Origin of the sequence: Kribbella sp. NPDC003505, from assembly GCF_040610875.1 — a bacterium.
Taxonomy (GTDB): Bacteria; Actinomycetota; Actinomycetes; order Propionibacteriales; family Kribbellaceae; genus Kribbella.
This window is the reverse complement of the sequence record NZ_JBEXNA010000008.1, coordinates 104073-128658: the sequence shown is the minus strand read 5'-3', so window position 1 is coordinate 128658 and position 24586 is coordinate 104073. Positions and strand designations below refer to the sequence as shown.

Genomic DNA, 24586 nt, shown 5'->3' with positions numbered 1-24586 from the left:
AGAACATCAAAGCCGGTCCCAGGTGCCCGGCTGCGCATCGTGGAACGCTGGACGCGGACGCAGTGCCGCGCCCGGGTCGTACGGGTCCTCGGCTGGAGGACCGGAGGGGAGGTCCGCCATGGCGCGCCTGGGCGGAGAGGTCACGATCGACGCGCCGGTCGAGGAGGTCTTCGACCTGGTGGCCGACGAGCGCAACGAGCCGCGCTACAACCCACGGATCGTCCGTGCCGACAAGGTGAGTGACGGACCGATCGGTACAGGTACACGCTTCGTCGCCGAGCCCAAGGGGATGGGCAACCGCGGCCGGATGACGGTCGAGATCCTGGAGTACGACAGGCCGCGTCGGCTCCACAACATCGTGCGCTCGTCGTACCTGCAGGTCGACGGCACGCTGACCTTCGAGCAGGTCGAGGGCCGGACGCGCCTGCGGTGGGACTGGGACATGCGTTTGGTCGGGCCGATGCGGGTGTTGTCGCCGGTCCTGAGCCTGGTCGGCCCGAACTGGGAGCGCCGGAACTGGGAGGGGCTGAAGCACTACATGGAGTCCGGCCGCAGCTGAGCTCCGCTGCCGGCACGGCCTGGATCCGGTTCGTTCGGACGATGGTCATGCGCCCCGCTCCGGAGGTGCCTTTGTGCCCTGACCGTGAGGGGCATGGCGGGGACGCTGGAGGGGGAGGTGGATCGTGCTTGCTTTCGATTCGGCGGTGAAGCGGTTCGGCTCCGTCGCTGCGCTGGACGGATGCACGTTCGAGGCCCGACCGGGCCGGATCACCGGCTTTCTCGGGCCCAACGGGGCAGGCAAGACCACGGCGATGCGCGCGGTGTTCGAGCTCGTCCGGTTGGACGCCGGCAGCGTGGCGTGGCGGGGTGCGCCGATCACCGGCGTGGAACGGGCACGGTTCGGCTACATGCCTGAGGAGCGTGGGTTGTACCCGCGGATGCGGATCCGTGACCAGTTGCTGTACCTGGGCGAGTTGTGCGGCCGGACGACCACGGACGCCGGGAGGATCGCGGAGCAATGGCTCGGGCGGCTCGGGCTCGCGGACCGGGCCGCGGACCGCCTGGACACGCTGTCGCACGGCAACCAGCAGCGGGTCCAGCTGATCGCCGCGCTGGTCAACGAGCCCGAACTGCTCGTGCTCGACGAACCGTTCGCCGGGCTGGATCCCATCGCCATGGGCGCCATGGCGGATCTCCTGACCGAAGTTGCCGCAGCGGGCGCGACGGTGCTGTTCTCCAGCCACCAGCTCGACCTGGTCGAGGAACTGTGTGAGGACGTGGTCATCATCGACAAGGGGCGCGTCGTGGTGGCCGGCGATCTGAGCGACCTGCGGGCGGCAGTCCCACACCGCTTTGTGGACATCCGCTACCGCGGGCTCCCTCCGGACTGGTCGAGGCTGCCGGCGGTCCAGGTCGTCGAGACCAAGGACGGCTATGCGCGGCTTCGGGTCGACCGCGACACCGACCTGTCGGCGGTCGTCGGCGCCGCCCGCTCCAGTGGTGTCGTGTCCTTCGCCTATCAACCCCCGACGTTGTCGGAGCTGTTCCGGCGGGCGGTGGCGGCATGACCGGCCTGCGGCAGGCATGGCTGGTCGCTCGCCGGGAGATCCGCGAGCGCAGCAGGTCACGGAGCTTCCGGGCAGGCCTGGTAGTGATGCTGGTCGTCGTCATCGCCTTGATCGTGGTGCCGGCGAAGTTGGACATCGGTGGCGGCCCCAAGGACGTCGGCGTGACGAGTACCGTCCCGAGCGCGTTGTCGTTGGCCATCCTCGCCCGAGCAGGCGCCAGCGGCGCGACCGTTCGCCTGCACAGGTACGGCGATGTGTCGGCCGGCGAGGAAGCCGTCCGCGCGCACGACGTCGACGTGCTCGTGGTCGACGCACGCCGGTTGGAGTGGCCCGGCAGAGTGAACGAGCAACTGCAGGCTGTCGTGACCGGTGCCATTCAGCTGGTCGCTGTTCAGGAACGCGCCGCGGCCGCCGGCATCGGGCCCGATGACCTGCGTGGCCTGATGGCGCCCGTTCCCGTCGAGAACGTCGAGTTCGGCTCGGCTGCCGGACGCAGCCCGGACGACGAATTGGCCGCCATCGTGATCACGACCCTGTTGCTGATGGCAATCGTCATCTACGGGAACCTCGTCCTGACCGGGGTGGTGGAGGAGAAGTCCAGCCGAGTCGTCGAGGTGCTGCTCGCGCGCATGCCCGCTCGGGTGCTGTTGGCCGGGAAGGTCGCCGGCATCGGACTACTAGGGTTCGCCCAGTTCGTCTTGACCGCAGTGGCAGCGCTGCTCGCCGCTCTGGTGATCGACTCCGTCGACATGCCGGCGGTCCGTGCCGGCGTACTCGCTTGGGCGGTCGTCTGGTTCGTGCTCGGCTATGCCCTCTACGCCATGGCGTACGGCGCGCTCGGCTCACTCGCATCTCGGACCGAGGATGCGCAGAGCGTCGCCGGGCCGGTCGGCTACGTGCTGATCGCGTGTTACTGGGGCGCATTCCTCACGGTCAGCGCGAACCCCGACGGGGTGTGGGCACGGACGCTCTCGCAGTTCCCGGCGACCGCGCCGTTCGCCATGCCCGGCCGGATCGCGCTCGGCTCGGTCGCCTGGTGGGAGCCGCTGCTCGCCGTGACCCTCACGCTCGCGGCCATCGCCGGACTCGTCGCGATTGCTGGCCGCGTCTACACCAACGCAATACTCCACAGCGGCGCGACGCTTCACTTGCGCGACGCCTGGCACGGCGAGATCCGCCCGTCGCGCGGCAGCGGGCAGGACGACCGCCGCGATTCGAGCGGAGCGGCCGCCTCCGACCGCGATCGCCGGACCACCGCACGATCCGCCACCAGTCGCGGATCCGGCAGGTTCTCCACCGGCCGATTCGGACGCAAGTGACCGCCAGAGCCCTGGGTGGTCCAGATGCTGTTCACTGGTGTCGTGGGTGCGCAGGATCAGCGCCTTGGGACGGCGCAGTTGGCCGACGGCGCGCGGGTGGCCTATGCCCTGACGGGCAGCGGGCCCTACCTGCTGGTGGTACCGGGATGGCTCAGTCATCTCGAGCTCGGATGGGCCATCCCAGCCGAGCGCCTGTTCCACGAGTCGCTGTCGTCCGGCCGCACCTTGGTGCGCTACGACCGCCCTGGTTGCGGCCTCTCGGCGGCGTACGCCGGTCCTCGCACGATGGCGCTGGAGCTTGCCACGATCGATGCGGTCACCGAAGCGCTCGGCATCACCGCCTGTGACGTCCTTGGGTGGTCGCTCGGGGCAGCGGTGGCTGCGCAGTGGGCCGCCGATCAGCCGGAGCGGGTGTCGCGTCTGGTGCTGTACGGCGGTTGGGCGACCGGTGACGCTGTCGGCGACGAGGACAGCAGGCGGCACGTGCTCGGACTGCTCGCATCGCACTGGGGTTTGGGATCGGACCTGCTCACCGATCTCTTCGCGCCCGAGGCTGATGCCGGCACGCGGCTCGCGCTCGCCCGCTACCAGCGTGCCGCCTCCTCGCCCGAGACAGCGGTCGCGTTGTTGCGTCTCGCCTACGCCCTGGACGTGCGTGCGAGCCTCGCGCGGGTGCGGGCGCCGACGCTGGTGCTGCACCGACGCGGAGACCGCGCCGCTCCCCTCGAACAGAGCAGAGCTCTCGCCGACGCGATTCCAGGCGCCCGGTTCGTGGCGCTCGAAGGTCGCTCGCACCTTCCTGCCGTCGGAGATGTGGAGTCGATGGTCGGACAGGTACGACGGTTCCTCGGACTGCCCCGGCTGCGACGGACGGTTCCCACCGGCCTGACCGCCCGCCAGACAGAAGTCGCGGCCCTCGTAGCGGACGGGCTCACGAACCGCGAGTTGGCCGACCGCTTGGGCATCACCGAACGATCCGCCGAGTCGCACCTCGAGCGCATCCGGCTGCGGCTCGGATTCAGGTCCCGCTCCCAGATCGCAGCCTGGTACGTCGCGCACAAGTGAGGTAGTTCCACGGCTGCGCAGCCGACCACCCGGCACTGAGCATGAAGGCATGTCCCGACGTCGTGTCCAACTCCTCGTCTCGGCCGCCGCCTGGTTGGGGTTCGTCGTCGTCACCGTGTGGACGATGGCCTTCCTCGCCGGAGTCGTCGTCCCCAGGACCGTCGACGGCCCGCACCGCACGACCGTCGGTCATGCGATCGCTGTCGACCTCGCGCTGGTGTTGTTCTTCGCCGTCCAGCACTCGGTGATGGCACGCGGGCAGGTGAAGTCCTGGCTGAGACGGTGGATCCCGGCGGCGCTCGAACGCACCACCTACGTGCTCGCGACAGACATCTGTCTCGCTGTCCTACTGGTGCTCTGGCAACCCTGGGGTGGGCGGATCTGGCAGGCCGAGGGTTCGACAGCGGTCATCGCCTGGTCGCTGTTCGTCATGGGCTGGGCGTTGGCGATCTTCTCGACGTTCGCGGTCGACCACCTCGAACTTGTCGGGCTGCGACAAGCCGGATGGGCGGCCGCTCGAGACCCGGGTCGGACGGCTGGCCTGTACGTCGGCGGTATTTACGCCCTCGTCCGGCATCCGTTGATGACGGGCCTGGTCCTGGCGTTCTGGGCGACACCACGGATGGGCGCATCGCATCTTCTGTTCGCCGTCGCCGCGACCGGATACATCGCCGTCGGAATCAGGTTCGAGGAGCGCGACCTCCGCACCACGTTCGGAGCGGCGTACGACGACTACGCTGCCCGCGTACCGGGCCTCGTGCCCAGACTTCCGATCCGGGGACGCTCGACGCGCAGCCCGGCCCGAACGCGCCGTACCTAGGGCGTGACGAGACCGGTTTGGAAGGCGATCACCACGAGCTGTGCTCGGTCCCGGGCTCCGAGTTTGCCCATGGCGTGACTGACGTGGGTGCGGGCGGTGGCGGGACTGAGGAACAGCTTCGCGCCGATCTCGTCGTTGTTCAGCCCTTGCCCGACGAGTGCGAGGATCTCCCGTTCCCGGCCGGTCAGCACCGCCAGGCGCTCCTCGGCTGTCCCGTTGGCGGCCCGGCGTGTGGCGAACTGTGCGATGAGCCGCCGCGTGACCCGGGGTGCGAGCAGCGCTGCGCCGGCGGCCACGACGCGGATGCCGTGGAGCAGCTCGGCAGGTCCCGCGTCCTTGAGCAGGAAGCCGCTGGCACCGGCTTGGAGGCCCTCGAAGACGTAGGAGTCGGTGTCGTAGGTGGTCAGGATGAGGACCCGCACGTCCTGCAACTCTGGGGTGGACGCGATCGCCCGGGTCGCCTCGATACCGTCCATCGTCGGCATCCGGATGTCCATGAGCACGACGTCCGGGCGGTGTACGCGCGTCAGCTCGACCGCGTCGGCTCCGTTGATGGCTTCGCCCACGACGGCGATGTCGTCCTCGGCGTCCAGCAGCAGCCGGAAACCGGACCGGACGAGCCCCTCGTCGTCGACCAGCAGGACGCGGATCGGCTCGACAGCCGGCGAGGCGTTCATGCGCCCACGGGCGTGGTCGGCGAGAGCGGGAGTCTCGCGGCTACCTCGAAGCCTGCCGCAGTGGTCGGCCGGGCGTCGAACGAACCACCGAGCAGCTGGCACCGCTCCCGCATCCCGAGATGGCCACGGCCGCGTCCGTCGGCCCCACCTGGTGCCGTGGGTGCCGTGCCATCTGCGCGTCCGTCGTCGGTGACACGGACGTCGATCGCGTCACCGTCCGACCTCACGGAGACGACGACCTGAGTCGGGCCTACGTGGCGGATGACGTTGGTGAGTGACTCCTGCACGATCCGGTAGACCGCGCTGTCGACCGCGCTCGGCACGGGCGGCCTGGGCGGCGTGGGCATGGCTGCCTCGATCTTGACGTCGAGCCCCGCGTCCCGGGCCTGTGAGATGAGATCGTCGAGCTGGCCGATGCCCGGGTGCGGCGCGCGGCCGTCCTGGTCGTCGCGGAGTACGCCGAGGATGGTCCGCATCTCCTGCAGCGCCTGGGAACTCGTCCGCTCGATCGCCTCCAGCGTCTCGCGCGCCCGCTCCGGGCGCTTGTCCAGGACGTACGCGGTGACGCCGGCCTGCACGTTGATGACGGCGATCGCGTGCGCGACGGTGTCGTGCACCTCGCGAGCGATCCGCAGCCGTTCCTCGTCGACCCGGGCTCGCGCCTCCTCCTCGCGGGTCCGTTCGGCCAGTTCGGCCCGCGCGACCGCCTCGGCCGCGATGACGCGTCGTGACCGCACCGATTCGCCCAGGGCGGCGCTCATCACCGCGGCGCCGATCCGGAAGTACACCCACCCGATCGCGGCCCGCGGCTCGATGTTCGCCGCCGCCACCAGCCAGACGGCACTCAGTACGGCGATCCCGGCACCCGCGATCAGGAGCGATCGCCGGCCGTCGCCGAGGGCCGTGAGCGTGTACAGAGCCACGAACAGCCCGAGCCAAGCCGGGCCGTCGGGAAAGTCCAGCGCGTAGTAGGTCAGGCTGCACAGGCCGGCGGCGACGAAGACCGGCACCGGCCAGCGCTGCCGGACGGCGACGACCGCGCCGCCGGCGACCAGGAGCACGTAGCCCAGATGACCGAGATCGGTGAGCGGACGCAGCACCGCCGTGGGGTCGGCCGCGTTCCGCACGATGGTGCCTTGGACCTGCATCACGGTGACGAAGAGCGCCAGCAGGATGTCGCCTGCCCATGACGGCAGGCGGAACAACCGGGCGCTGACTGACATGCCGAGATCATAGGCCGCGGTGCGAGCTCGGCGCCTACGATCAGGAGCGCGTGCGAGGTACTACGAGTGGCGTAGCCGGCTCTGGGAACACGGGTCGAATCGCGTACCCGCTGACAACGGCTGCCCGACGACCCGCGGGTGTCCGGGCGGCCACCATCGGTGGAGTCAAACCACCGATGGAGGTTCCCGTGCCCGACCTGTCCCCGCCCGAGACCAGCAGGCCCGACAGCAGCAGGCCTGACAGGAGCAGGCCTGACAGCAGCAGGATGGAGCGCCTGGCCGGCTTCGCCCAGCGGCGCCGCTGGACCGCCCTGGTCGCCTGGGTCATGCTTTTGGTCGCCGTCACGATCACGGCCCGGGCCGTCGGCGACGGCTATGGGAACGGCAGTGACGTCTCTTTGTCGGGCACCCAGTCACAGGAACTGGCCGACATGCTCGAGCAGCGTTCCCCTGAGCAGACCGGTGACAGCGTGACGGTCGTGATGCACGACGAGCGAGGCTGGGCGGCCGCTGGGGATCTCGAGGCCCTGACGCGTGACCTGAAGGCGATCGATCAGGTCGAGGCGGTCACCCCGCCGAATCCCCGGCAGGGCACGGTCTCCGCGGACGGCACCCTCGCGCTCGTCGAGGTTTCGCTGGCCGGGGAGCAGGGCGCTGCACCGGCAGCGACGTACGAGCAACTCATCGCGACGGCCCGGGCGCATACGTCCGGCGATCTGCAGGTCGAAGTGGCCGGCAAGGGCATCCGGAAGGTCGAGCGCGGCGGAGGCGGAGGAGCTGAGGGCGCCGGACTGCTCGCCGCGCTGGTGGTCCTGGTCTTCATGTTCGGTTCCCTCTTGGCAGCGAGCCTGCCGCTGATCACCGCACTTTTCGCCGTGGGTTCCACCCTGGGGCTGGTCGCCTTGCTGTCGCACGCGATCGACATCCCGGACTTCACCACCTCCCTGCTCGTGCTGGTAGGGCTCGGCGTCGGCATCGACTACGCCCTGCTGGTCTTCAGCCGCTATCGCAGCGAACTGCTGCACGGTGCCGGGCAGGTACAGGCGACGAGCCGTGCGCTCGACACCGCCGGGCGCTCCGTGCTGTTCGCCGGCGCCAGCGTGATCCTTGCCCTGCTGGGGATGTTCACGCTCGGGATCCCAGCCTTCGAAGGCATGGTCGCCGCGGTCGCGCTCACCGTACTCGTCACGATGGTCGCCTCGCTGACCCTGCTTCCGGCGCTGCTCTCCCTGTTCGGCAAGAAGATCGAGAAGCGAGTACACCAGCAGGCGGCGAAGAGTCCGCGATCTCCCGGTGAGCGCTGGCGACGGTGGGCCCGGTTCGTGCAGCGCAGGCCGTGGCCGGCCTTGGTCGTCTCGGTGATCGCGCTCGGTGCGCTGGCCGCGCCGGCGCTGGACATGCATCTGGGGTTCAACGACGCGGGGAACGACGCCGAAGGTACGACGTCGCGCGCCGCTTACGACCTGATCAGCAACAAGTTGGGTGCGGGCGCCAACGGTCCGTTGGTCATCGTCACAGAAGGTTCCCGTGCGCAGGCGGACGCCTCCTACCGCCGTCTCGTGAGCCACCCGGGCATCGTGGCCGACCGGGTCAGCCCGCCGATGCGGCTGGACGACGACGTGTTCCTGATCCGGGCTCAGCCGACGACCGGACCGCAGGACGAGGCCACCGCGGACCTGGTCATCGGCCTGCGCGACGACCTCGGCGACTCTTCCCTCGTGGGCGGGATCACGGCGGCCCAGGTCGACTACTCCAACGCGATCTCGGAACGGTTCCCGCTCTTCGTGCTCGTGGTGGTCGGATTGTCCGGACTGTTGCTCATGAGCGTGTTCCGTTCGATCCTGATCGCGGTCAAGGCCGCGCTGCTGAACGTACTGTCGATCGGCGCCGCGCTCGGCGCGATGAAGCTGGTGTACCAGGACGGTGTCCTGTGGGGCGTTCCCGGCCCGATCGAGGCGTTCATGCCGGTGTTCATCTTCGCGATCGTCTTCGGCCTGTCGATGGACTACGAGGTGTTCCTGCTGTCCCGGATGCGGGAGGAGTGGCTGCGGACCGGCGACGCGCAACTCGCGATCCGGGAGGGTCTCGCGCACACCGGCGGGGTGATCACCGCCGCTGCGGCGATCATGTTCGTGGTCTTCGGGTCCTTCGCGCTGTTCCCGGACCGGATGCTCCAGCAGACCGGGTTCGCGATGGCTGTCGCGGTGCTGCTCGACGCCGTGGTGATCCGGTGCCTGGTGGTCCCGGCGGTGATGCGCCTGCTCGGGACGCGAGCGTGGTGGCTGCCACGCTGGCTGGACCGCTGGACCCCCCGCGTCCACGTGGAAGGCCGCACTGAGCGGCCGTCGCCGTCCGGACCGATCCGCCCAGAACCAGTACCAGTCACGACACCGAATCGCACCTGACCCGACTTCGGCGCCGGCCTGACGGCGGAGCGCGCGGTTGCGCGCCGTGCGCAGCCGCGTGATCTGCCTCATACCGGTGTCACAGAGATCGGTCCTGCGGCATCTCGTGCGCGTACCCCTCGAGACAGCGAGTCGCTTGGACGGAGGCTGAACAGATTGTTCAGCCGGACGATCGCGGTCGGAGAGGTCGCCACAAGGTCACAGATCGCAAGACAAGGAAGCCGATGAACCTCACTCTGTGGATCGCAAGCGCCTTGCTGGCCGCAGTTGCCCTGACGGGCGGTATCAGCAAGACATTCGTACCCAAGCCGAAACTGGCCGCGCACGAGGGCGGGGAGTGGACCAGGAACGCCAGTGTAGGTTTCGTCAAGACCCTTGGGGTCTTGGAGCTCCTGGCCGCGGTCGGCCTGATCCTGCCCGCCGTAATCGACATCGCACCGGTCATGGTGCCGGTGACCGCGGTCTGCTGGGTTCTGCTCATGACCGGCGCGATGATCACTCATGGCCGCCTCGGTCAGAACAAGCTCGTGATGCTCAACTCGGTCTATCTCCTGCTCGCGGTCTTTGTCGCGTGCGGCCGCTTCGCCCTCGAACCCTTCACCGGCTGAGGACCGACGTGCCGCCGGTCGGGTGACCCGACGGCGGCGCGGATACCTTGTCCTGGGTGATCAGCTTCGAGACCGACGAGGCGCCGTCGGAGTCCCGGGCTTCCGGCGGGATCGGCGCGACGCCGTGGGCGTCGAACCGTACTGCCTCGGACGATGGTGCCGCGGACGGTGCCCGTGTGGTCATGATGCCGGCCTCCCAGGGGAACGAGTTGGCTCAGAAAACCAGCAGGCGCCTCCCGCGGGCAGTAGGTAGATCTCTAGCGATTTCGGATCTCACTGGATATCTTCACACCATGTTGAGTCTGGCGACCTTGCTCGACAACCCGGCGCTCGAACTGCGCCTGCTGGTCCCTGGGCCGCCGGGAGCGCTCGCGGGCGAGGCGTTGTGGGTTCACAACACGGAGTTGCCGGATCCCTCGTCGTACGTGCGCGAGGGCGAGATCGTGCTGACGAACGGTCTGTGGCTGCAGGAGACGACCGCGGCGGCGTTCGCGGCGAGTGTACGGCGGGTCGGTGCTGCCGGCATCGTCTTCGGCCTGCGCAAGGAAACGCCGGTCACACCGCCCGAGCTGATCTCGGCCTGCGAACGCGAAGGCCTGCCGCTGGTGGAGATCTCGGTCGAGGTCCCGTTCACCGCGGTAACCCAGGCCGCGTCGGCGATCCACGCCGATCAGCGCCGTGACGCCTTGGTCGGCATGGTGCGGCGCGGTGACGCGCTGGCCTCGGCGATCTCCCATGGCGCCGGGGCGTCCGGCGTACTGGCTGTTCTCCGGCGGGAGCACGATCTGCCGCTGGCCGTCGTCGACCGGATGTCCAGGCCGCTGGCCTCGGCGGGCGTCGAGCTGACTGCTCAGCAACGCCGGATCGTGGCCGATGGACTGGCCCGGCACCCACCGCCGCTCGAGGTGGACCTCGGCGGTCAGCAGGGCCGGGCGACGGTCTTCCTGGTCGGCGCGGTGGGCGACACGGATGCCGCGCTGGTGTGTCTGCGGCCGGTGAGTGGGCTGAGCAGGTCCGAGCAGGACGCGCTCGACCAGGCGGCGCGGTTCCTCAGCCTCGAGGTGGCCAAGCAGCAGGCGATCCAGGCGATCGAGCTGCGGTTCGCCAGCGAGCTTCTCGACATGATCCTGTCGGGTGCGCACCGGGCGGCGGAGGTTCCGGACCGGCTCCGGGCGTTCGGGGTCGATCCGTCGGGGGAGTTGGTGGTGCTCACGGTCGCCTTCGCGTCCGGGACCGAATCGACTCTGCCTGGGTTGACGGAGACGGTCACCGAGTTCTTCCTCCGCCAGAGCCTGGCGGTGGTCGTCGCGGGCGGCAGCCAGGACGTGGTCGCCGTGTTGCAGCGCCCGGGGCAGGACGTCGCACGCTTGGCGGAGGGCCTCTGCGGCGCGGTCCGGAAGAGATTCCCCGAACGTTCGCCCGTGGTCGGGTACGGCGACGTCGCCGCGTCGGCGGGGGACCTGCGTCAGCCGTTGGTGCAGTCACGCGAAGCGTGTCAGGTGCTGCGGCGCCGGGGCAGCCAGGCGGTCGCGTCGTTTCGGCAGCTCGGTACACACCGGTTGCTGCTCGGTCTGCAGGACGCCGGGACGCTCCAGGGATTCGCGGACGGCATGCTCGGGCCACTGCGGGAGTACGACGGTCTGCGCGACGGCGAACTGCAGACGACCTTGCGGACGTTCCTGTCGCACGACGGTCAGTTCGGGGCGACGGCGGCCGCGCTCCACGTACACGTGAACACGTTGCGGAACCGGCTGGCGAAGGTCACCGAGCTGACCGGCCGCGATGTCGCCCGCACCGACGACCGGGTAGACCTCTACCTGGCGCTCGAAGCGGACGACATGTCCCGTTCGCGTTAGCGCAGTACCTCGATCGCCAGATCCGTCGGCCCGTTGCCGTTGATGACGGTGAGGTCCTGGGGGCAGGCGGAGACGACGACGCAGCAGTCGAGTTCGGCGTGGAAGGTGATCGAGTCGCCGGGTGCCGTTGTCGCGGGCAACCAGTCCAGTCTGTCCCCGGCCGTCACCGGGACCTGCATGAAGACGTTGACCGGCTGCGGGACGACCTCGACCTCGACCCCGAGCGCAGTCCGCAGATTGCGGGCGCAGGACGGGTGATCCGGTACACCGAGAGCGGCGTACCGCGCGTCGTCGCAGGCGGCGATGAGCAGGTCGTGGCGGCCGGGCGAGGTGTCCTCGACCAGGGTCAGGATCGGCCGGCGGTCGTTCGTCACGAAGGCCTCGCCGACCGCCGGGAACAGCCGGCTGGTCGCGGTCCGCGTGTGTGACGCGCTCAGGTGCTCACCGGTGACGCCCGAGGGGCCCGCGACGTACGCGAAGAGGTCCCCGACCTGCTGTCCCTCGACATCGACGACCCGTACCAGGCTGCCGCGCTCCACCCGCACTGCGCGCCCGGTCCGAGCGGGAACGAGGGTTCGTGTCACGAGATGCCTTGCGGGCCGCGAAGTGGTGGCTGCTGTCCCGTCGGCGGCCTTGGTGGCAGCCATCACCTCAGGCCGGGCGCTGTTGACGTTCATAACGCAAACCGAACCAGGTTCGCCGAAGCGGTTCAGTGGTGGATTCTCCAGCATTTCGACGGCTCGCTGTAGGAGACTCCATCGCCTGTCGCGCCGCACCCGTGCTGAAGTTGGCGTCATGGACCTGACAACGACTCGTGTTCACCCTGCTCTGGAGCCGGCCCGGATCGGCGCCGTCGACCTCGCGAACCGCCTCGCCGTTGCACCGATGACCCGGGTCTCGGCCAGGCCCGACGGCGTGCCGACCGCGGAGATGGCCGAGTACTACGCCGCCTTCGCGACCGGAGGCTTCGGCCTGATCATCAGCGAGGGGACGTACCCCGACGCGGCGTACAGCCAGGGCTACTTCAACCAGCCGGGTCTCAGCACGGCGGCGCAGGCCGAGGGCTGGCGCGCCGTGACGGACCGGGTGCACGCTGCCGGCGGAAAGATCGTCGCCCAGTTGATGCACGCCGGCGCACTGTCGCAGGGCAATCCGCACCGCTCGGAGCTGGCCGGACCGTCCGCCGTGCAGCCCCGCGGTCAGATGATGCCGGAGTACGGCGGTGACGGGCCGTGGCCCGTTCCGCGCGAGCTCTCGGTCCTCGAGATCAAGGAGATCATCGACGGCTTCGCCGCTGCCGCGGTGCGTGCGCACGTGGCCGGTTTCGACGGCGTGGAGATCCACGGTGCCAACGGGTATCTGCTCGACCAGTTCCTGACCGTCTACACCAACCGGCGCACCGACGAGTACGGCGGTCCGGTCGCCAACCGGATCAGGCTGACCGTCGAGATCGCGGATGCCGTCGTGGCCGCGACACCGCAGGACTTCGTCGTCGGTGTACGCCTGTCGCAGACGAAGGTGAACGACTTCGAGTACCGCTGGCCGGGTGGCTCGTACGACGCCGATGTCATCTTCTCGTTGTTGGGCGCGACCGGGGTCGACTACCTGCACATCGCGAGCGAAGGCCGGAACTGGCTGGAGACCGCTCGCCTACAGGGCGGACAGACCATCACCGGCCTGGCCCGCCGCATCAGCGGGCTGCCCGTGATCGCGAACGGCGGGATGCACGACGCCGACCAGTCCGATCGGGTGCTCACCGACGGTCACGCCGATCTGCTGTCGATCGGGCATGGCGCGCTGGCGAACCCGGACCTGCCGCGGCGCCTGGCCGACGGCCGGCCGCTGGAGGACTTCGATCGGGCGATGCTTCAGCCGTCGGTGACATTGGCCAACGCGAAGCAGTGGCAGACTGATCGGTCATGACCGACGCAACCTGGCGCGGCGGGGCGGCGGCCGTGGCCACGCTGACCTTCGACGTCGATGCCGAGACGCCGATCCTCGCGGCCGGCGGCAAGTACGCCCGCCACCTGATGGTGATGTCCCATCAGGCGTACGGGCCGGATGTCGGCGTGCCGCGGATCCTCGAGCTGCTGGCGGACCTCGGCGTACCAGCGACGTTCTTCGTCCCCGGATGGGTGGCCGAGCAGCGACCGGGGCTGGCGGCAACGATCGTGGAGCAGGGGCACGAGGTGGCTCACCATTCCTACAGCCATCGCGCGCCGACGTCGATGAACGCCGTCGAAGAGCGTGCGGACTTCGAGCGTGCCCTCGAAGTCTTCGACGCCCAGGGCCTCGAGATCGCCGGACACCGGGCCGCGTTGTGGGAGGCCACGCAAACGACGCTTGATCTGGTCGCGGCGCATGGGCTGACCTACGACTCATCGCTGATGGGTGACGACAAGCCGTATCTCCTGGGCAGCGACGATCGTCCCGTCGTCGAACTTCCGGTGCACTGGTCGCTGGACGACTGGGAGCAGTACGCCTTCCTCCCGTCTCCGCAGATCGGCTCGGTGATCGAGTCCCCGCGCAAGGTCCTCGAGATGTGGCGGGCCGAGCTCGACGCGATGCGCCACTATCGGTGCCTGTTCAACCTGTGCATGCACCCCTTCCTCACCGGTCGCCCGAGCCGGTTGGTGGCGTTGCGCGAACTGATCGAGTTCGCTCAGTCGCGGGGCGACGTCCACTTCCTGCGCTGCCGTGACCTGGCCGATGCCGCGCGGGCCGACGTGACGCTGAAACAGCGCAACCCGCCGCAGCTCAGAGTCGATCCCGCTGTCTATCCGGACTGACCTGGCAGTAGTGGCGCGATGAGCAGAGACGATGTGGTTCGGCGCGGTCCGGCTCGTCCTGGCCGCGCCTCGGCGCCTGCGCGGAAAGGAGCCCCGGGATGGGTCGAAATCCCTCGCTCGGGGGAGGAATCAGTGGGCCAGTTGGTGGTTGATTGTCGATATGGTTGCCGGAGTCAATGAGATTGTGTCCAGTCGTGTCGTTGTGATCGCGGGGTGGTTCGCCGCTGTCGCTTGTGTCGGCTTCGCGCTGGTGAACGTGGTTTTCGAGAGCACCGGGCGCTTCTCCGAGGGGCAGTTCGCCGCATACGCCGGTGGCCTTACGGTGATGAACTGGCTGGTCGTCGTGCTCAAGCTTCTCGGGGCTGCCGTCGCCGTCTACTCGCTCATGGCGAAGTCCGAGTACGCTGAGACAGTCGGCGTGCTCCTGTGGGGTGCCTTCTCCCTGCTGGCCCTCTATGCGCTGGGCAGCCTCGTCGAGGCGGGCGGAATCCTGCTGGGATTGGCGGGCGACCGCGATGACATCACTCCCGCCAGCACTGCCTACTTGGCGTTCTTCGTCTTCCTGGCCGTTGCATTCGGCATCCTTGCGGTAGCGCACACTCGTCGCTTCGCCCTCTCCCCCCGGCCCACCCTGCTGGGCGTCCTCGGCGCACCGATCCTTCTTGCCGTACTCCTCGTCGGAATCCCAGCCCTTCTGGTCGCCCTCGGCCTGATGCCCCACTTCTAGGACGACAGCCGGCGTTCGCGACGTTCACGCCGGGTTGGCGACACGTCCGCCGAGTCGTGGGTAGTGGTCGTGATCCCGCGCCGAAATCCACGACTCGGCGAAGAAGGCTTGGCCATTCGCCACGACTCGGCGAAGCGAGGCGCGAGTGCAAACCATAGCTGGCAGCCATCGCCTCGACACGATCCTGTGCTCGATCCGCCCGCTGATCGACGGCGTCGACTGGACCGACATACGCGAGCCGTGGGTCGGTCCCCGGCCGCCTACCCCGGACGGGCTGCCGATGATCGGCGCGACCAACGTTCCGGGCGGGTCCTGGCCGAGGCCGGCGCCGAACAACGAGGTGACCTGACGATCATCGGTGTGCCGCGCGTTCGTCGCCGGTCCAGTCGGTGTTGAAGCCGCCCAGATGTGGGTGGTACATCTCGTTGCCGTCGTGCTGGGTGAACTCGACCTTCATCCACACGGCGTCGAGGTCGAACGTCTCCACGCAGGCGTCGATGAGCGACTGCGCCAACCGCGCCCTGGTCTCCGGAGGACGGCCCTTCCGGATATCGCACATGATCAGGCCCGACGGCGTGGGGGCGCCCGACTCGTGGCAGCGCCACACCCCGCCGGTGCCGACGTCGTGAATGGAGACGGTCAGGAGATCCCTGCCGATCTGCATGATCGCCCCGTAGATGTCCCCGATACGTTGCGCGAGCGCGCGTTTCGTCGCTTCGTCGGCGGTCAGCGGCAGATCGACCTGGATCGACGGCATGGTGTTCCTTTCTATCTGGTGAGTTTGTCCGCGGCGGCGAAGAGAAGTCCCTCGTTGCCCGGTGCGGTGATGAGTTGTACGGCGACCGGCAGCCCGTCGATCCGGCCCGCGGGCAGGCTGATCGCGGGTGAGCCGGTCATGTTCCAGGGGCTGGTCAGGGAGAGCAGAGCCGCGCGCACCTCCAGGTCTGTGCCGGCGACCGTCACTGTTCGCTCGTTGAGCGCCGGTGCCACGATCGGCGCCGTCGGCAGCGCCAGCACGTCGTACGTCGACAGCAGGTCGTCGACGACTTCTCCGAGTTCACGCCGTGCCTCGTTGGCCTCGGCATAGAGCCGATCGGGGATCGCGCGCCCCTTGGCGAGTCGTGCGAGCACCTCGGGATCGATGATGTCGGCGTCCGCGTCGAGGTGGTGCTCGTGCACGCGGAACGCTTCTCTGCCTTGGAGTGTCGAGAACACGTCGAACAGGTCCCCCTTGGGCAGACCTTCGACCACCTCGGTATCGAAGGCCTGGGCGACGAACTGCCGGGTGAGCTCTTCGATGCGCGGATCGGTCACGGCGATCGACCGCGGTGGTATCCATCCGACCGAGAAGCTGCCGGTCCAGGGTTCGATCGGCGGGTCGCTGACTGCTCCGTAGGCGGCGAGGGCGTCGTCGGACGTCGCCGCGAAGAGACCCAGGTGGTCAAGGCTGGGTGCCAACGGATACGTCCCGGCGGTCGGAAGGGCGTCGTACGCCGGTTTGAACCCGACCACGCCGCACAGCGCCGCCGGCACGCGCACGGATCCGGCGGTGTCCGTCCCGAGCGCCAGTGGCACCATGCCGGCGGCTACAGCGACCGCGCTGCCGCCGCTGCTGCCTCCGGACATCCGGCGTGGATCGTTGGGGTTGCGGGACGGGCCGTGGACGGACCGGTCACCGGTGGCGCCGTACGCGAACTCGTGCAGCGTCGTCTTGCCGATGATCACGGCCCCGGCAGCGCGCAGGCGCCGGACGACCTCGGCGTCCTCGGCGGCGGTGGCCCCGAAGGAGGTGGCCGATCCACAGGTGGTAGGCAGACCGGCCATGTCGATGATGTCCTTGACGGCCACGGGTACGCCGTGCAGCGGGCCGAGGTCGATGCCCTGAGCAAATTGTTCGTCGGCCAGCCGTGCGGCGGTGCGGGCGCCTTCGTCGTCGATGAGCGCGAACGCGTTGAGGTCGGGGTTCAGTTCGTGAGTACGGCGTAGTGCTGCCTCGGCGACGGCTGTCGCCGAGGTCTCCCGGCGGCGCAGTGCCCTGGCAAGTTCGGTAGCGGTCATCTTGCGAATCCTGGGAAGAGGCGAAGGGCAGGCACGATCAGCGCGGTACAGACGCTCATCGATGCGACATTGCCGACGAAGGGATGGAACGTCTTCGGGAGCCGCGCCGAGATCGAGGCTGCCACTGGCGGAGCGATCAATGCACCCAGCAGCGCTCCGGCCAGGACCGACTGGATCGTCCCACCGAACGCAAGGACGGTGGCCGGCGCCACAGAGACGACCGGGACGAAGGTCGGGTAGAAGCCGTGCCGTTCCCAGCGCCGGCGCCAGATCACGACGCCGGTGACCGCGGTGACCACTTGGCTCGCGAGTACCGCGGTGAAGAGGCCGGATCCGTACGACGTACTGGACGGGCTGATCACGTGGGCGAGGATCGCCCCGGCGAGCAGGGTCGCGCTGGCCCATTCGTTGCCGAAGAACTGCGCCTCGGAGAAGTCCGCCAAGGCGCGGCGCGGGACCCAGAGCCGACCGGTCGCGGTCCCCAGCTGGGCTGGCTGCTGGGCGCGCCAGGCACCCGCCGGCGGCATCCAGCTGAGCCGGCCACAGATCCAGAACGCCGCGGCGGCGCCGATCCACATGCCGGTGGTGGCGCCGACGACCGGCGGGAGATCGAGGGGTACGCAGATGGATCTGACGGCGAGGATCGATGCCGGCGGCGTGAGTACGGCGCCCAGGACGGCCGCCGAAAGCGCGATCCGCCGTCCCGGTCCGTAGAGGACGACGATGGCCGGAGCCACGGAGACCAGCGGCACGAACAGCGGCTGCCAGCCTCCGGAGGCAAGGGTCCATCCCCAGATGACGTTGCCGAGCACCAGGCTGAGCAGTGCGCTCCCGGCGGCCCACGGCCACAGACCGGAGCCGCATGCCTGGACGAAGCCCTGCCACCGCCACGACATCCGGTGCGCGACGTGGCCAACCAGGCCACCGATCAGCAGCAGTGCACCGGCGGGGGCGACGGCGTAGTACTGGGGTTCGCTGATCGACCCCATCAACCAGGACGCCAACCTGCTGGGTTGGCTGTAGTCGCCGTTCCACGGAGGTGTGTCGTGGAGGAGCAGCGCGAATGTCCAGCCGGCGAGCGCCAGGAGCGCGACGCAGGCGGCTGCGGCCCGGACAGCCGTCCGGCGCGAGCCCGTGAGGCCCGTCGTACTGCGGACTGTTGTCACGGGGTCACCTCGGCAGCGGGGCGCGGTCGCTGTAGCCGAGCATCTGGTCGTACAGGTCGGTGCGACGATCCCGATGCAGATCGTTGAGCTGGTTCCAGATCGGTGCCGTCCGGGCGGCTGTCAGGTCGACGTCGGCGTAGATGATCGTGTCCTCGTCCGGGCCGGCGATCCGGTCGATCGGCCAGCCGTTCGTGCCGGCGATCAACGAGTTGCCCATGAACCCCGCGCCGCGCTCCTGGCCGATCCGGTCGGCGGTGGCGATGAAGACGTTGTTGGCGTGGGCCGCGGTGATCGTCAGGTACGCCGCCATGCAGACCCCGCTCGCGTCGTACAGCGGCGGCGGCGTCCACACCCAGCCGGTCGGGACACAGATGATGTCGGCGCCCATCTGGGCCACGATCCGCGCCGTCTCCGGGAACCAGATGTCCCAGCACACCAGCAGGCCGATCCGGCCGATCTTCGTGTCGAACACCGCGAATCCCTCGTCGCCCGGGGTGAACCACAGCTTCTCGGTGTTCCACAGATGCGTCTTGCGGTAGCGGCCGATGTAGCCGTCCGGGCCGACCAGCACGGCGGTGTCGAAGAGCTTCGCGCCGACCTGCTCGACCACGCAGCCGACGATGTACACGTTCCGGGCGGCCGCGATCCGCGCGAACGACTCCACGGTCGGCCCGTCGGGAACCGACTCTGCGTGCGCATAGGCCTCCTCCCGGGACTCGAAGACGTAGCCGGTGGTCGCGAGCTCGGGCAGCACGATCAGGCCGGCGTCCGCGTCGGCGGCCGCCGTCAGTCGCTCCTCCACCGCCAGCGCGTTGGCCTTCAGGTTCTCGACGCCGACGCGCGGCTCGAACTGCACGACCGCGACCCGCACCGGGCTCACCCTCGGATCCGCCTCGTGCTGCGCCTGTGTCGTCATGGCAGGGCCTCCTTGCTCGCAATCTGGTTTCACCTTGAAACCAGATCTGGAGCGTAGGGGATCTGGTTTATACTTGCAACCACTTGCTCAGGGTTCAGTGGAAGGACAATGGATGCCGCAGCGTGTGAGGCATGAGGGAGCTGAGTGCCCGGTCGCGCGGGCGGTCGACGTGATCGGCGATCGCTGGTCCCTGCTCATCGTCCGCGACGCCTTCGACGGCATCAGCCGCTTCGGCGAGTTCCAGCGCAACCTCGGACTCGCCAAGAACATCCTGTCGTCGCGGCTTCGTGAACTCGTCGCGCACGGCATCCTCGAAGTCCTCCCGGCCGCCGACGGCACCGCCTACCACGAGTACGCCCTGACGCAGAAGGGCCGGGACCTCTTCGTCATCATGGTCAGCCTGCGGCAATGGGGCGAGGACCACCTCTTCGAACCCGCCGAACCCCACTCGGTCCTCCTCGACACCAAGACCAGGAAGCCGATCCGCAAACTGAGCGTCACCGACGAAACCGGCCGAGTCCTCGACTCCACCGACGCCTTCGTCCGCAAGGTCTCGGACGAGCAGTAGTCTTGGGATCCGGTGTGCCAGTGGGAGATTGGGGACGTGATGCCGGGCCGGTCCGAGCGGTTGCCGTCTGCGGAGCAGCAGGGGGCTGCGGACGGCGGATACCGTCCTGGGTACGAGATCGCGGCGGAGCGGATCCTGGAGTACATCGTCAAGGCTCGCCTGGAGCCCGGTGATCGGCTGCCGACCGAGAAGGATCTCGCGGAGGCGGTGGGGATGTCCCGGACCATCGTCCGGGAGGCGGTCAAGATTCTCTCCGCGCTCGGCCGGATCTCGGTGCAGATGGGCCGCGGGATCTACGTCGCGGAGCCGGAAGCCGCGCTGTGGCGGGAGTCGCTGGTGCATTTCCTGCCGACGGATCTCGGTCAGGTCGAGGAGATCTTCGAGTTCCGCCGGTTCGTGGAGACCAAGACGACCGAGCTCGCCGCGCAGCGGGCCACGCCGGCTCAGGTCAAGGCGTTGCGCGAGGCGGCTCAGCTCACCGTGGATGCTGCCGCGGAGGGGGATCTCGAGGCGTTCAACCGGGCGGACGAGAAGTTCCACGGCGCGATCGGCGATGCGTCGTCCAACATGTTCTTGTCGGCGAGCGTCGACTCGGTGCAGCGGCTGCAGCGGCAGGTCAGTGTGATCGGCCTGGCTGGTGTCGCGGGTGGCTCGACCGTGGTGGCGGCGGAGCAGCACGCGGCGATCGCGGCGGCCATCGGAGCGGGCGACGAGCAGCAGGCGGTGACCTTGATGATCGAGCACATCGACACGACGCTCGAGCAGTTCAAACAGGAGATCCACAGCCGGGTGTTCCCGGCGGACGGCACCGCCTGACCGGCTGTCAGGCGATGCTCGTCCACTGCTGTTGAGCTAGTTACCGTTGACCGCGACCTCGAGCAGGTCGATCGCGGACCCGTTCGCTCCGCCGTCGAAGGCCAACCTGACGTACTGCGCCTGTGTGTTCAGCGGGTACTGGTTGTAGGAGCCGAAGTAGGCCTTGCCCGTCGGTCCGTTGATCGTGCTGACATCGGTCCAGTTCGCTCCGTCGGCGCTGGTCTGAATGGTGATCGTCTTGGGAGTGTTCAGGTACCGCTGATCGAGCGTGTTGAAGGTCAGCTGGAGATTGGACAGCTCGGCCTTCGCGGGCAGCTTGAACTGGAGCCACGTCGGCGTACCGGCCGCGACAGACCACTTCGCGCTGTCGAAATGCGTGGCGTCGACGGTCTTTCCGTCGATCAAACTCGCTGTCGCCTCCTGGTCGTTGTCGGCGGTGACCTCCGCGGAAGCAGCGAGGTTGCGATAGGGCTGCAGGTCGAGGAAGACCCTGTTGCTCGTCACGGTCCTGCCGTTCACGGTGACGTCCGCCCAGACGACTCCTCTGGTCAGGCGGTCGACCTGCGGGGTGACGATCTTGTTGTTCCCGAAGGTGAAGCCGCCCTCCGTGATCGCGACCGGCGTGAACTTGTCGCCGCCGGCCAGGTCCACGATCCCGCCGTGCCAGGTGACCTGGGCGGCGTCGAGCCCGATCGCGCCGCCCTTGGCGGAGCGGCCTTCGAGCTGGTACGAGAGCCCGTCGTTCAGGCCGAACTCGCCGTACGTCTCCTTGCCGCCGACCAGGAGGGACGCGCCGATCATCTCCTCGCCGACCCAGACGACGCCGTCCTTGACCGACACGTTCAAGGTGTCCGACCTGGTGACGCCTTCGTGAGTGGCGGTGACGGTGATCGTCGTCGTGCCGTTCGAGACGCCGGTCACGACGCCGGAGGGCACGACCTTCGCGACAGCGGGATCCGCGCTCGTGTAGTGGACCGCGGAGAGGCCGGCCTTCAGCGCCGGGTACGTCATGTAACCCTCGGGCCGGATCCGCAGGACCCGTGGTGACAGTTGTTCCCCGGTGGCGACGACGTTCGTGAGCTTGTACGTCCGCGCCGGGTTGTCGGTGACGACCTTGACGATCGAGTCGATCGGGTCCTCCTCGACATTACCTAGGTCGATGGTCAGGCTGTCGCCGGTCTGGCTGAACGAGGTCACCGGGAGGTTCCGGTTCAGCCAGGTCACCGAGGTCACCTGATCCTTGACCGGGCTGATGGTGAGCGTCCGGCCGGGGATCGCGTCGAAGCCCTTCTTGCCGTCCGGTCCCTTGACGACGTGCAGGTAGATGTTGTTGTCGCGCGCGGTGGCGTAACCCCACTGCGGCCCGGACGTGCTGTTCGGGAAGGCGAACTTCTCGTAGTTGCCGCGACCGTCGTCCTCGTAGCCATAGCCGGCCAGGTAGTACGGCGTCGTAGCGGTGGTCGCCTCGTGCCGCTCGGGAAGGCCGGCGGGTGCGAACCAGTCGGTCAGGTTCTCCCGGACGTCGATGAACTCCTGCACGCCCTTCGGGTATCTGGTGGCGATCGCGGTGGGGGAGTCCCAGTTCGGCCCCCGGCTGTCGATCACGGACTGGTCGTTGTTGTCGACGTAACCGCGGCCGGCGTTCATGATCATCTCTTTGGTGACCTGCCGGAAGTCGTCGCGCTGGCCGTAGTACGGCGACACCTGGTTCTTGGTGCGGATCATCTTCCACGGTTCCATCGGCGTCCGTTTGACCAGGTGGTTCGCGGACGCGTTGGAATAGATGCCGGATGCCTCGCCGGTGCGCAGGTCCGGGTCGCCGTACTCCTGACCCCACGCGTTCGAGTCGATGACGATGTCGTTGCTGTGGTCGCGGACGGCGCTGTACATCACGTCGTAGTTCGCGTTCGGCATCGCCTGCGGACCGTCGAAGTACAGGTACGCCGGGTCGTAGCGGCCGATCAGGTCCTCGACGTTCTGCACGAACACGTCGGTGGAGTAGTGCTGCAGCCCGCCGCCCTCGGTGGCGTAGTACAGCCCGAACTTCATCCCGTAGCGCTTCACGGCCTGCGCGTACTGCTTCAGGCCGTCGACCACCTGGCCGTTGTTGTCCTTCGGCAGGTAGAGCTGCCTGCTGTGCTTCGGGTCGGCGAACTTCGACGGCCAGAAGTAGTTCTGCTGCAGGGCCTCGACGGAGACCAGTGAGTGCCCTTCGCGCTTGGCTCGCGCGGCCCAGAGATCAACCGAGTAGTTCGGGTCGACGAAGTAGTTGTACGTCGGTGTCGCGTGGGTCAGGGCACTGACCCGGCCCTGCTCGAACCACTTGTTCGGCCGCTCCTTCACCGTCGTCGTGAAGGTCTTCGTCGCGCTGCTTCCGGCGCTGTCGGTGACCTGTACGGTGAAGTTGTAGTCACCGGTCGCGGCGGCACCGCTGATGATGCCCTTGGTGCTGTTGAGATCCGGCTTCCCGTTGACGAGGCCGTCCGCGATCGTGCCGTCGGGGTTGAGCTCCAGTCCGTCCGGCAGCCGGCCGTCGACGACCTTCCAGGTGTAGCCCGGCGAGCCGCCGCCGGCCATGAACTGGAACGCCGAAGCCGCGACCCCGTGGTTCGCGGTCGACGTTGACTTGTTCCACACGTACGGCCATTCCCGGTACCCGGTCGGCATGGTGTTGCGCGGGAACGGCACCTTGACCGCGTCGTCGGTCGACAGACCGCCCGAGACGATCTGCAGTGAGGACGCCGGCCCGGCCACCGAGCTCGTCAGTCCGCCGACCGGGTTGCCGTTCTGGTCGGCGACCCTCCCGTAGAACCCGAGGTAGGCGACGTTCTGGTCCTTCGCGATCGGCACGCCGTTCGCGTTCACGTCCTCGGTGTACGTGTGCTTGATCTGGATCATCAGCTTGTTCCAGCCCTGCTGCAGGTGCACCGCCTGCTTCGTCAAGTCCTTCTGTACCTCGACGGGCGTGCTCGGCGGCGTCATGCAGCGGTCGTTCACGTAGATCCGGTACGAGCCGCTGGCGCCGACGTCGAAGTACGCGTCCTTGGCCTCCGGGCTGTAGACGTAGCTGCTCGCGTAGACGTACTTGTTCCGCGTGTCGACGCCCTTCTTGACGGTGTAGTACCCGTACAGGTCCTGGTAGTCGTCGTAGTTGCGGTTGTAGAGCCGGTCGTCGAAATACTCCCACTCGTGGTGCTCACCCCCGGCGCCGAAGGTCTCGCCCAGCTTCGGCGAGATCGGGGTCTTCCCGTCGACGGGCATCGGCCGGTTGTAGACCTCGACCTCGGAGATCCCGGTGATCGACGGGTACGGCGTGCGCCCCTTGTCGATCTCGATCTTCATCCCGACCACGGTCGTGAGTCCGGGATCCGCGGAGTACACCGTCGGCGAGGCCGCGCTGGAGGAGGTGCTGTTCACCTGGCCCGACGCGACGGAGCTGCCGTCCGCGAGGGTGAAGGTGAGGTGGTACCAGTTGTTCACGTGCCGGCCGTCGCCCCACTGGGCGATCCGGACCTCGTTGAGGGAGACCGGGTTGCTCCAGGCGAACTGCACCCAGGGGCTCGAGTCGTTCTCCGTCACCCACTGCTTGCTGGCGCTCCCGTCGACCAGATTGGACACGGGATTCACTGCCAGCGTTGACGAAGACGCGGTGATCGACGACGCCCGCTGGGCGAGATTCACCAGCTCGGGGACCTCGCACTCGTACAGCTCGTCGGCGACCGGCGCGTCGAACGGACCCGCGACGAGCCACGAGTTGACGAACGGGGCACGGCCGGCCACCTGCTGCGCGTAGGCCGTCAACTTCGGTGGTACGACGAGGAACGACGCGGCGAGGATCGCCGCTAGCGCTGCTAGCGATGCGGTTCTTCTGCGGCTCATTGGGCGGCCTCCTGCTCGGGATGGATCTGATTCTTCGTGTCGTGAACTAAGGGGATGGGTCCCTCGAGAAGTTCATCGCGCTGGTCGCGAATTCGCCGCTGATGCAGGCGTTCGGAGTGGGTCGAG

At 68.4% G+C, this 24586-nt stretch carries 23 protein-coding genes; 14 read left to right on the top strand and 9 right to left on the bottom strand.

The features are described from left to right. The first annotated feature begins 118 nt into the window (after positions 1–118). The 5 genes from ABZX12_RS26720 (at position 119) to ABZX12_RS26700 (ending at position 4772) form a co-directional block, all read left to right on the top strand. Positions 119–559, top strand: coding sequence for an SRPBCC family protein (locus tag ABZX12_RS26720; RefSeq protein WP_355697413.1), 441 nt, complete (start codon positions 119–121; stop codon positions 557–559). Positions 560–683: 124 nt separating this feature from the next. Next, positions 684–1568 carry an ATP-binding cassette domain-containing protein gene (locus ABZX12_RS26715; RefSeq protein WP_355697411.1) on the top strand — a complete coding sequence of 295 codons (885 nt, stop codon included), beginning with the start codon at positions 684–686 and terminating at the stop codon, positions 1566–1568. Continuing rightward, entirely contained in the window at positions 1565–2887 is a 1323-nt protein-coding gene (locus ABZX12_RS26710; RefSeq protein ID WP_355697409.1) for an ABC transporter permease, read from the top strand. Before ABZX12_RS26715 ends, ABZX12_RS26710 begins: the two co-directional genes overlap by 4 nt. Positions 2888–2911: 24 nt before the next feature. Next, positions 2912–3952: an alpha/beta fold hydrolase gene (locus ABZX12_RS26705; RefSeq protein WP_355697407.1), complete on the top strand. Its 1041-nt coding sequence runs from the start codon at positions 2912–2914 to the stop codon at positions 3950–3952. Positions 3953–4001: 49 nt separating this feature from the next. Next, positions 4002–4772 carry an isoprenylcysteine carboxylmethyltransferase family protein gene (locus ABZX12_RS26700; protein ID WP_355697405.1) on the top strand — a complete coding sequence of 257 codons (771 nt, stop codon included), beginning with the start codon at positions 4002–4004 and terminating at the stop codon, positions 4770–4772. On the opposite strand, the gene ABZX12_RS26695 is transcribed toward ABZX12_RS26700, so the two are convergent. Both ABZX12_RS26695 and ABZX12_RS26690 read right to left on the bottom strand, forming a co-directional pair. Beyond that, on the bottom strand, positions 4769–5449 hold the full coding sequence (locus ABZX12_RS26695; protein WP_355697403.1) for a response regulator transcription factor: 681 nt from the start codon (positions 5447–5449) through the stop codon (positions 4769–4771). The two genes, ABZX12_RS26700 and ABZX12_RS26695, sit on opposite strands and share 4 nt — an antisense overlap. Beyond that, entirely contained in the window at positions 5446–6672 is a 1227-nt protein-coding gene (locus ABZX12_RS26690) for a sensor histidine kinase (protein ID WP_355697401.1), read from the bottom strand. Before ABZX12_RS26690 ends, ABZX12_RS26695 begins: the two co-directional genes overlap by 4 nt. Before the next feature lie 266 nt (positions 6673–6938). Here ABZX12_RS26690 and ABZX12_RS26685 point away from each other — a divergent pair, with 266 nt between their 5' ends. Together ABZX12_RS26685 and ABZX12_RS26680 are read left to right on the top strand one after the other, a co-directional pair. Then, positions 6939–9077: an MMPL family transporter gene (locus ABZX12_RS26685; RefSeq protein WP_355697399.1), complete on the top strand. Its 2139-nt coding sequence runs from the start codon at positions 6939–6941 to the stop codon at positions 9075–9077. A gap of 224 nt (positions 9078–9301) precedes the next feature. Then, positions 9302–9685: a DoxX family protein gene (locus ABZX12_RS26680; RefSeq protein ID WP_355697397.1), complete on the top strand. Its 384-nt coding sequence runs from the start codon at positions 9302–9304 to the stop codon at positions 9683–9685. Here the strand turns inward: ABZX12_RS26680 and ABZX12_RS26675 are convergent. Next, a complete protein-coding gene (locus tag ABZX12_RS26675; RefSeq protein WP_355697395.1) occupies positions 9675–9869 on the bottom strand; it encodes a hypothetical protein in 195 nt (64 codons plus the stop codon). The two genes, ABZX12_RS26680 and ABZX12_RS26675, sit on opposite strands and share 11 nt — an antisense overlap. 109 nt (positions 9870–9978) lie before the next feature. Between ABZX12_RS26675 and ABZX12_RS26670 the strand changes: the two genes are divergently transcribed. Next, positions 9979–11541, top strand: coding sequence for a helix-turn-helix domain-containing protein (locus tag ABZX12_RS26670; protein WP_355697394.1), 1563 nt, complete (start codon positions 9979–9981; stop codon positions 11539–11541). On the opposite strand, the gene ABZX12_RS26665 is transcribed toward ABZX12_RS26670, so the two are convergent. Further along, the gene (locus ABZX12_RS26665; RefSeq protein ID WP_355697392.1) at positions 11538–12218 is read right to left on the bottom strand and encodes an urea carboxylase-associated family protein; all 681 of its coding nucleotides are present in this window, start codon (positions 12216–12218) and stop codon (positions 11538–11540) included. The genes ABZX12_RS26670 and ABZX12_RS26665 overlap by 4 nt on opposite strands. Positions 12219–12336: 118 nt before the next feature. Here ABZX12_RS26665 and ABZX12_RS26660 point away from each other — a divergent pair, with 118 nt between their 5' ends. From ABZX12_RS26660 to ABZX12_RS26645, 4 genes are all read left to right on the top strand, one after another. After that, positions 12337–13464, top strand: a complete 1128-nt coding sequence (locus ABZX12_RS26660; RefSeq protein ID WP_355697390.1) for an NADH:flavin oxidoreductase — start codon at positions 12337–12339, stop codon at positions 13462–13464. Then, entirely contained in the window at positions 13461–14330 is an 870-nt protein-coding gene (locus ABZX12_RS26655) for a polysaccharide deacetylase (protein ID WP_355697388.1), read from the top strand. The genes ABZX12_RS26660 and ABZX12_RS26655 overlap by 4 nt, the downstream gene beginning before the upstream one ends. A gap of 31 nt (positions 14331–14361) precedes the next feature. After that, entirely contained in the window at positions 14362–15057 is a 696-nt protein-coding gene (locus ABZX12_RS26650; RefSeq protein WP_355697386.1) for a hypothetical protein, read from the top strand. A gap of 145 nt (positions 15058–15202) precedes the next feature. Then, complete coding sequence (locus ABZX12_RS26645) at positions 15203–15406, top strand: hypothetical protein (RefSeq protein ID WP_355697384.1); 204 nt, start codon at positions 15203–15205, stop codon at positions 15404–15406. Positions 15407–15409: 3 nt separating this feature from the next. Here the strand turns inward: ABZX12_RS26645 and ABZX12_RS26640 are convergent, their stop codons facing one another. Genes ABZX12_RS26640 through ABZX12_RS26625 form a run of 4 tightly spaced genes read right to left on the bottom strand, consistent with a single transcriptional unit; the run spans position 15410 to position 19197 of the window. Then, positions 15410–15814, bottom strand: coding sequence for a hypothetical protein (locus tag ABZX12_RS26640; protein WP_355697383.1), 405 nt, complete (start codon positions 15812–15814; stop codon positions 15410–15412). Positions 15815–15825: 11 nt separating this feature from the next. Next, on the bottom strand, positions 15826–17115 hold the full coding sequence (locus tag ABZX12_RS26635; RefSeq protein WP_355697381.1) for an amidase: 1290 nt from the start codon (positions 17113–17115) through the stop codon (positions 15826–15828). Then, positions 17112–18281, bottom strand: coding sequence for a hypothetical protein (locus tag ABZX12_RS26630; RefSeq protein WP_355697379.1), 1170 nt, complete (start codon positions 18279–18281; stop codon positions 17112–17114). Before ABZX12_RS26630 ends, ABZX12_RS26635 begins: the two co-directional genes overlap by 4 nt. Before the next feature lie 4 nt (positions 18282–18285). Then, positions 18286–19197, bottom strand: coding sequence for a nitrilase family protein (locus tag ABZX12_RS26625; RefSeq protein ID WP_355697377.1), 912 nt, complete (start codon positions 19195–19197; stop codon positions 18286–18288). 112 nt (positions 19198–19309) lie between these two features. Here ABZX12_RS26625 and ABZX12_RS26620 point away from each other — a divergent pair, with 112 nt between their 5' ends. Next, positions 19310–19765, top strand: a complete 456-nt coding sequence (locus tag ABZX12_RS26620; RefSeq protein ID WP_355697375.1) for a helix-turn-helix domain-containing protein — start codon at positions 19310–19312, stop codon at positions 19763–19765. A 39-nt stretch (positions 19766–19804) separates the two neighbouring features. Then, positions 19805–20581 carry an FCD domain-containing protein gene (locus ABZX12_RS26615; RefSeq protein WP_355697851.1) on the top strand — a complete coding sequence of 259 codons (777 nt, stop codon included), beginning with the start codon at positions 19805–19807 and terminating at the stop codon, positions 20579–20581. Between the two features lie 36 nt (positions 20582–20617). Here ABZX12_RS26615 and ABZX12_RS26610 read toward each other — a convergent pair whose 3' ends face one another. Beyond that, on the bottom strand, positions 20618–24460 hold the full coding sequence (locus ABZX12_RS26610) for a discoidin domain-containing protein (RefSeq protein ID WP_355697373.1): 3843 nt from the start codon (positions 24458–24460) through the stop codon (positions 20618–20620). Between the last annotated feature and the right edge of the window lie 126 nt (positions 24461–24586).

What these genes read in the sequence shown, in the direction of transcription:
- ABZX12_RS26720 (WP_355697413.1), top strand. Translation starts at nt 119, where the DNA reads ATGGCGCGCCTGGGCGGAGAGGTCACGATCGACGCGCCGGTCGAGGAG.
- ABZX12_RS26710 (WP_355697409.1), top strand. Translation starts at nt 1,565, where the DNA reads ATGACCGGCCTGCGGCAGGCATGGCTGGTCGCTCGCCGGGAGATCCGC.
- ABZX12_RS26705 (WP_355697407.1), top strand. Translation starts at nt 2,912, where the DNA reads ATGCTGTTCACTGGTGTCGTGGGTGCGCAGGATCAGCGCCTTGGGACG.
- ABZX12_RS26700 (WP_355697405.1), top strand. Translation starts at nt 4,002, where the DNA reads ATGTCCCGACGTCGTGTCCAACTCCTCGTCTCGGCCGCCGCCTGGTTG.
- ABZX12_RS26695 (WP_355697403.1), bottom strand. Translation starts at nt 5,449, where the DNA reads ATGAACGCCTCGCCGGCTGTCGAGCCGATCCGCGTCCTGCTGGTCGAC.
- ABZX12_RS26690 (WP_355697401.1), bottom strand. Translation starts at nt 6,672, where the DNA reads ATGTCAGTCAGCGCCCGGTTGTTCCGCCTGCCGTCATGGGCAGGCGAC.
- ABZX12_RS26685 (WP_355697399.1), top strand. Translation starts at nt 6,939, where the DNA reads ATGGAGCGCCTGGCCGGCTTCGCCCAGCGGCGCCGCTGGACCGCCCTG.
- ABZX12_RS26680 (WP_355697397.1), top strand. Translation starts at nt 9,302, where the DNA reads ATGAACCTCACTCTGTGGATCGCAAGCGCCTTGCTGGCCGCAGTTGCC.
- ABZX12_RS26675 (WP_355697395.1), bottom strand. Translation starts at nt 9,869, where the DNA reads ATGACCACACGGGCACCGTCCGCGGCACCATCGTCCGAGGCAGTACGG.
- ABZX12_RS26670 (WP_355697394.1), top strand. Translation starts at nt 9,979, where the DNA reads ATGTTGAGTCTGGCGACCTTGCTCGACAACCCGGCGCTCGAACTGCGC.
- ABZX12_RS26665 (WP_355697392.1), bottom strand. Translation starts at nt 12,218, where the DNA reads ATGAACGTCAACAGCGCCCGGCCTGAGGTGATGGCTGCCACCAAGGCC.
- ABZX12_RS26660 (WP_355697390.1), top strand. Translation starts at nt 12,337, where the DNA reads ATGGACCTGACAACGACTCGTGTTCACCCTGCTCTGGAGCCGGCCCGG.
- ABZX12_RS26655 (WP_355697388.1), top strand. Translation starts at nt 13,461, where the DNA reads ATGACCGACGCAACCTGGCGCGGCGGGGCGGCGGCCGTGGCCACGCTG.
- ABZX12_RS26650 (WP_355697386.1), top strand. Translation starts at nt 14,362, where the DNA reads ATGTGGTTCGGCGCGGTCCGGCTCGTCCTGGCCGCGCCTCGGCGCCTG.
- ABZX12_RS26640 (WP_355697383.1), bottom strand. Translation starts at nt 15,814, where the DNA reads ATGCCGTCGATCCAGGTCGATCTGCCGCTGACCGCCGACGAAGCGACG.
- ABZX12_RS26635 (WP_355697381.1), bottom strand. Translation starts at nt 17,115, where the DNA reads ATGACCGCTACCGAACTTGCCAGGGCACTGCGCCGCCGGGAGACCTCG.
- ABZX12_RS26625 (WP_355697377.1), bottom strand. Translation starts at nt 19,197, where the DNA reads ATGACGACACAGGCGCAGCACGAGGCGGATCCGAGGGTGAGCCCGGTG.
- ABZX12_RS26620 (WP_355697375.1), top strand. Translation starts at nt 19,310, where the DNA reads ATGCCGCAGCGTGTGAGGCATGAGGGAGCTGAGTGCCCGGTCGCGCGG.
- ABZX12_RS26615 (WP_355697851.1), top strand. Translation starts at nt 19,805, where the DNA reads ATGCCGGGCCGGTCCGAGCGGTTGCCGTCTGCGGAGCAGCAGGGGGCT.
- ABZX12_RS26610 (WP_355697373.1), bottom strand. Translation starts at nt 24,460, where the DNA reads ATGAGCCGCAGAAGAACCGCATCGCTAGCAGCGCTAGCGGCGATCCTC.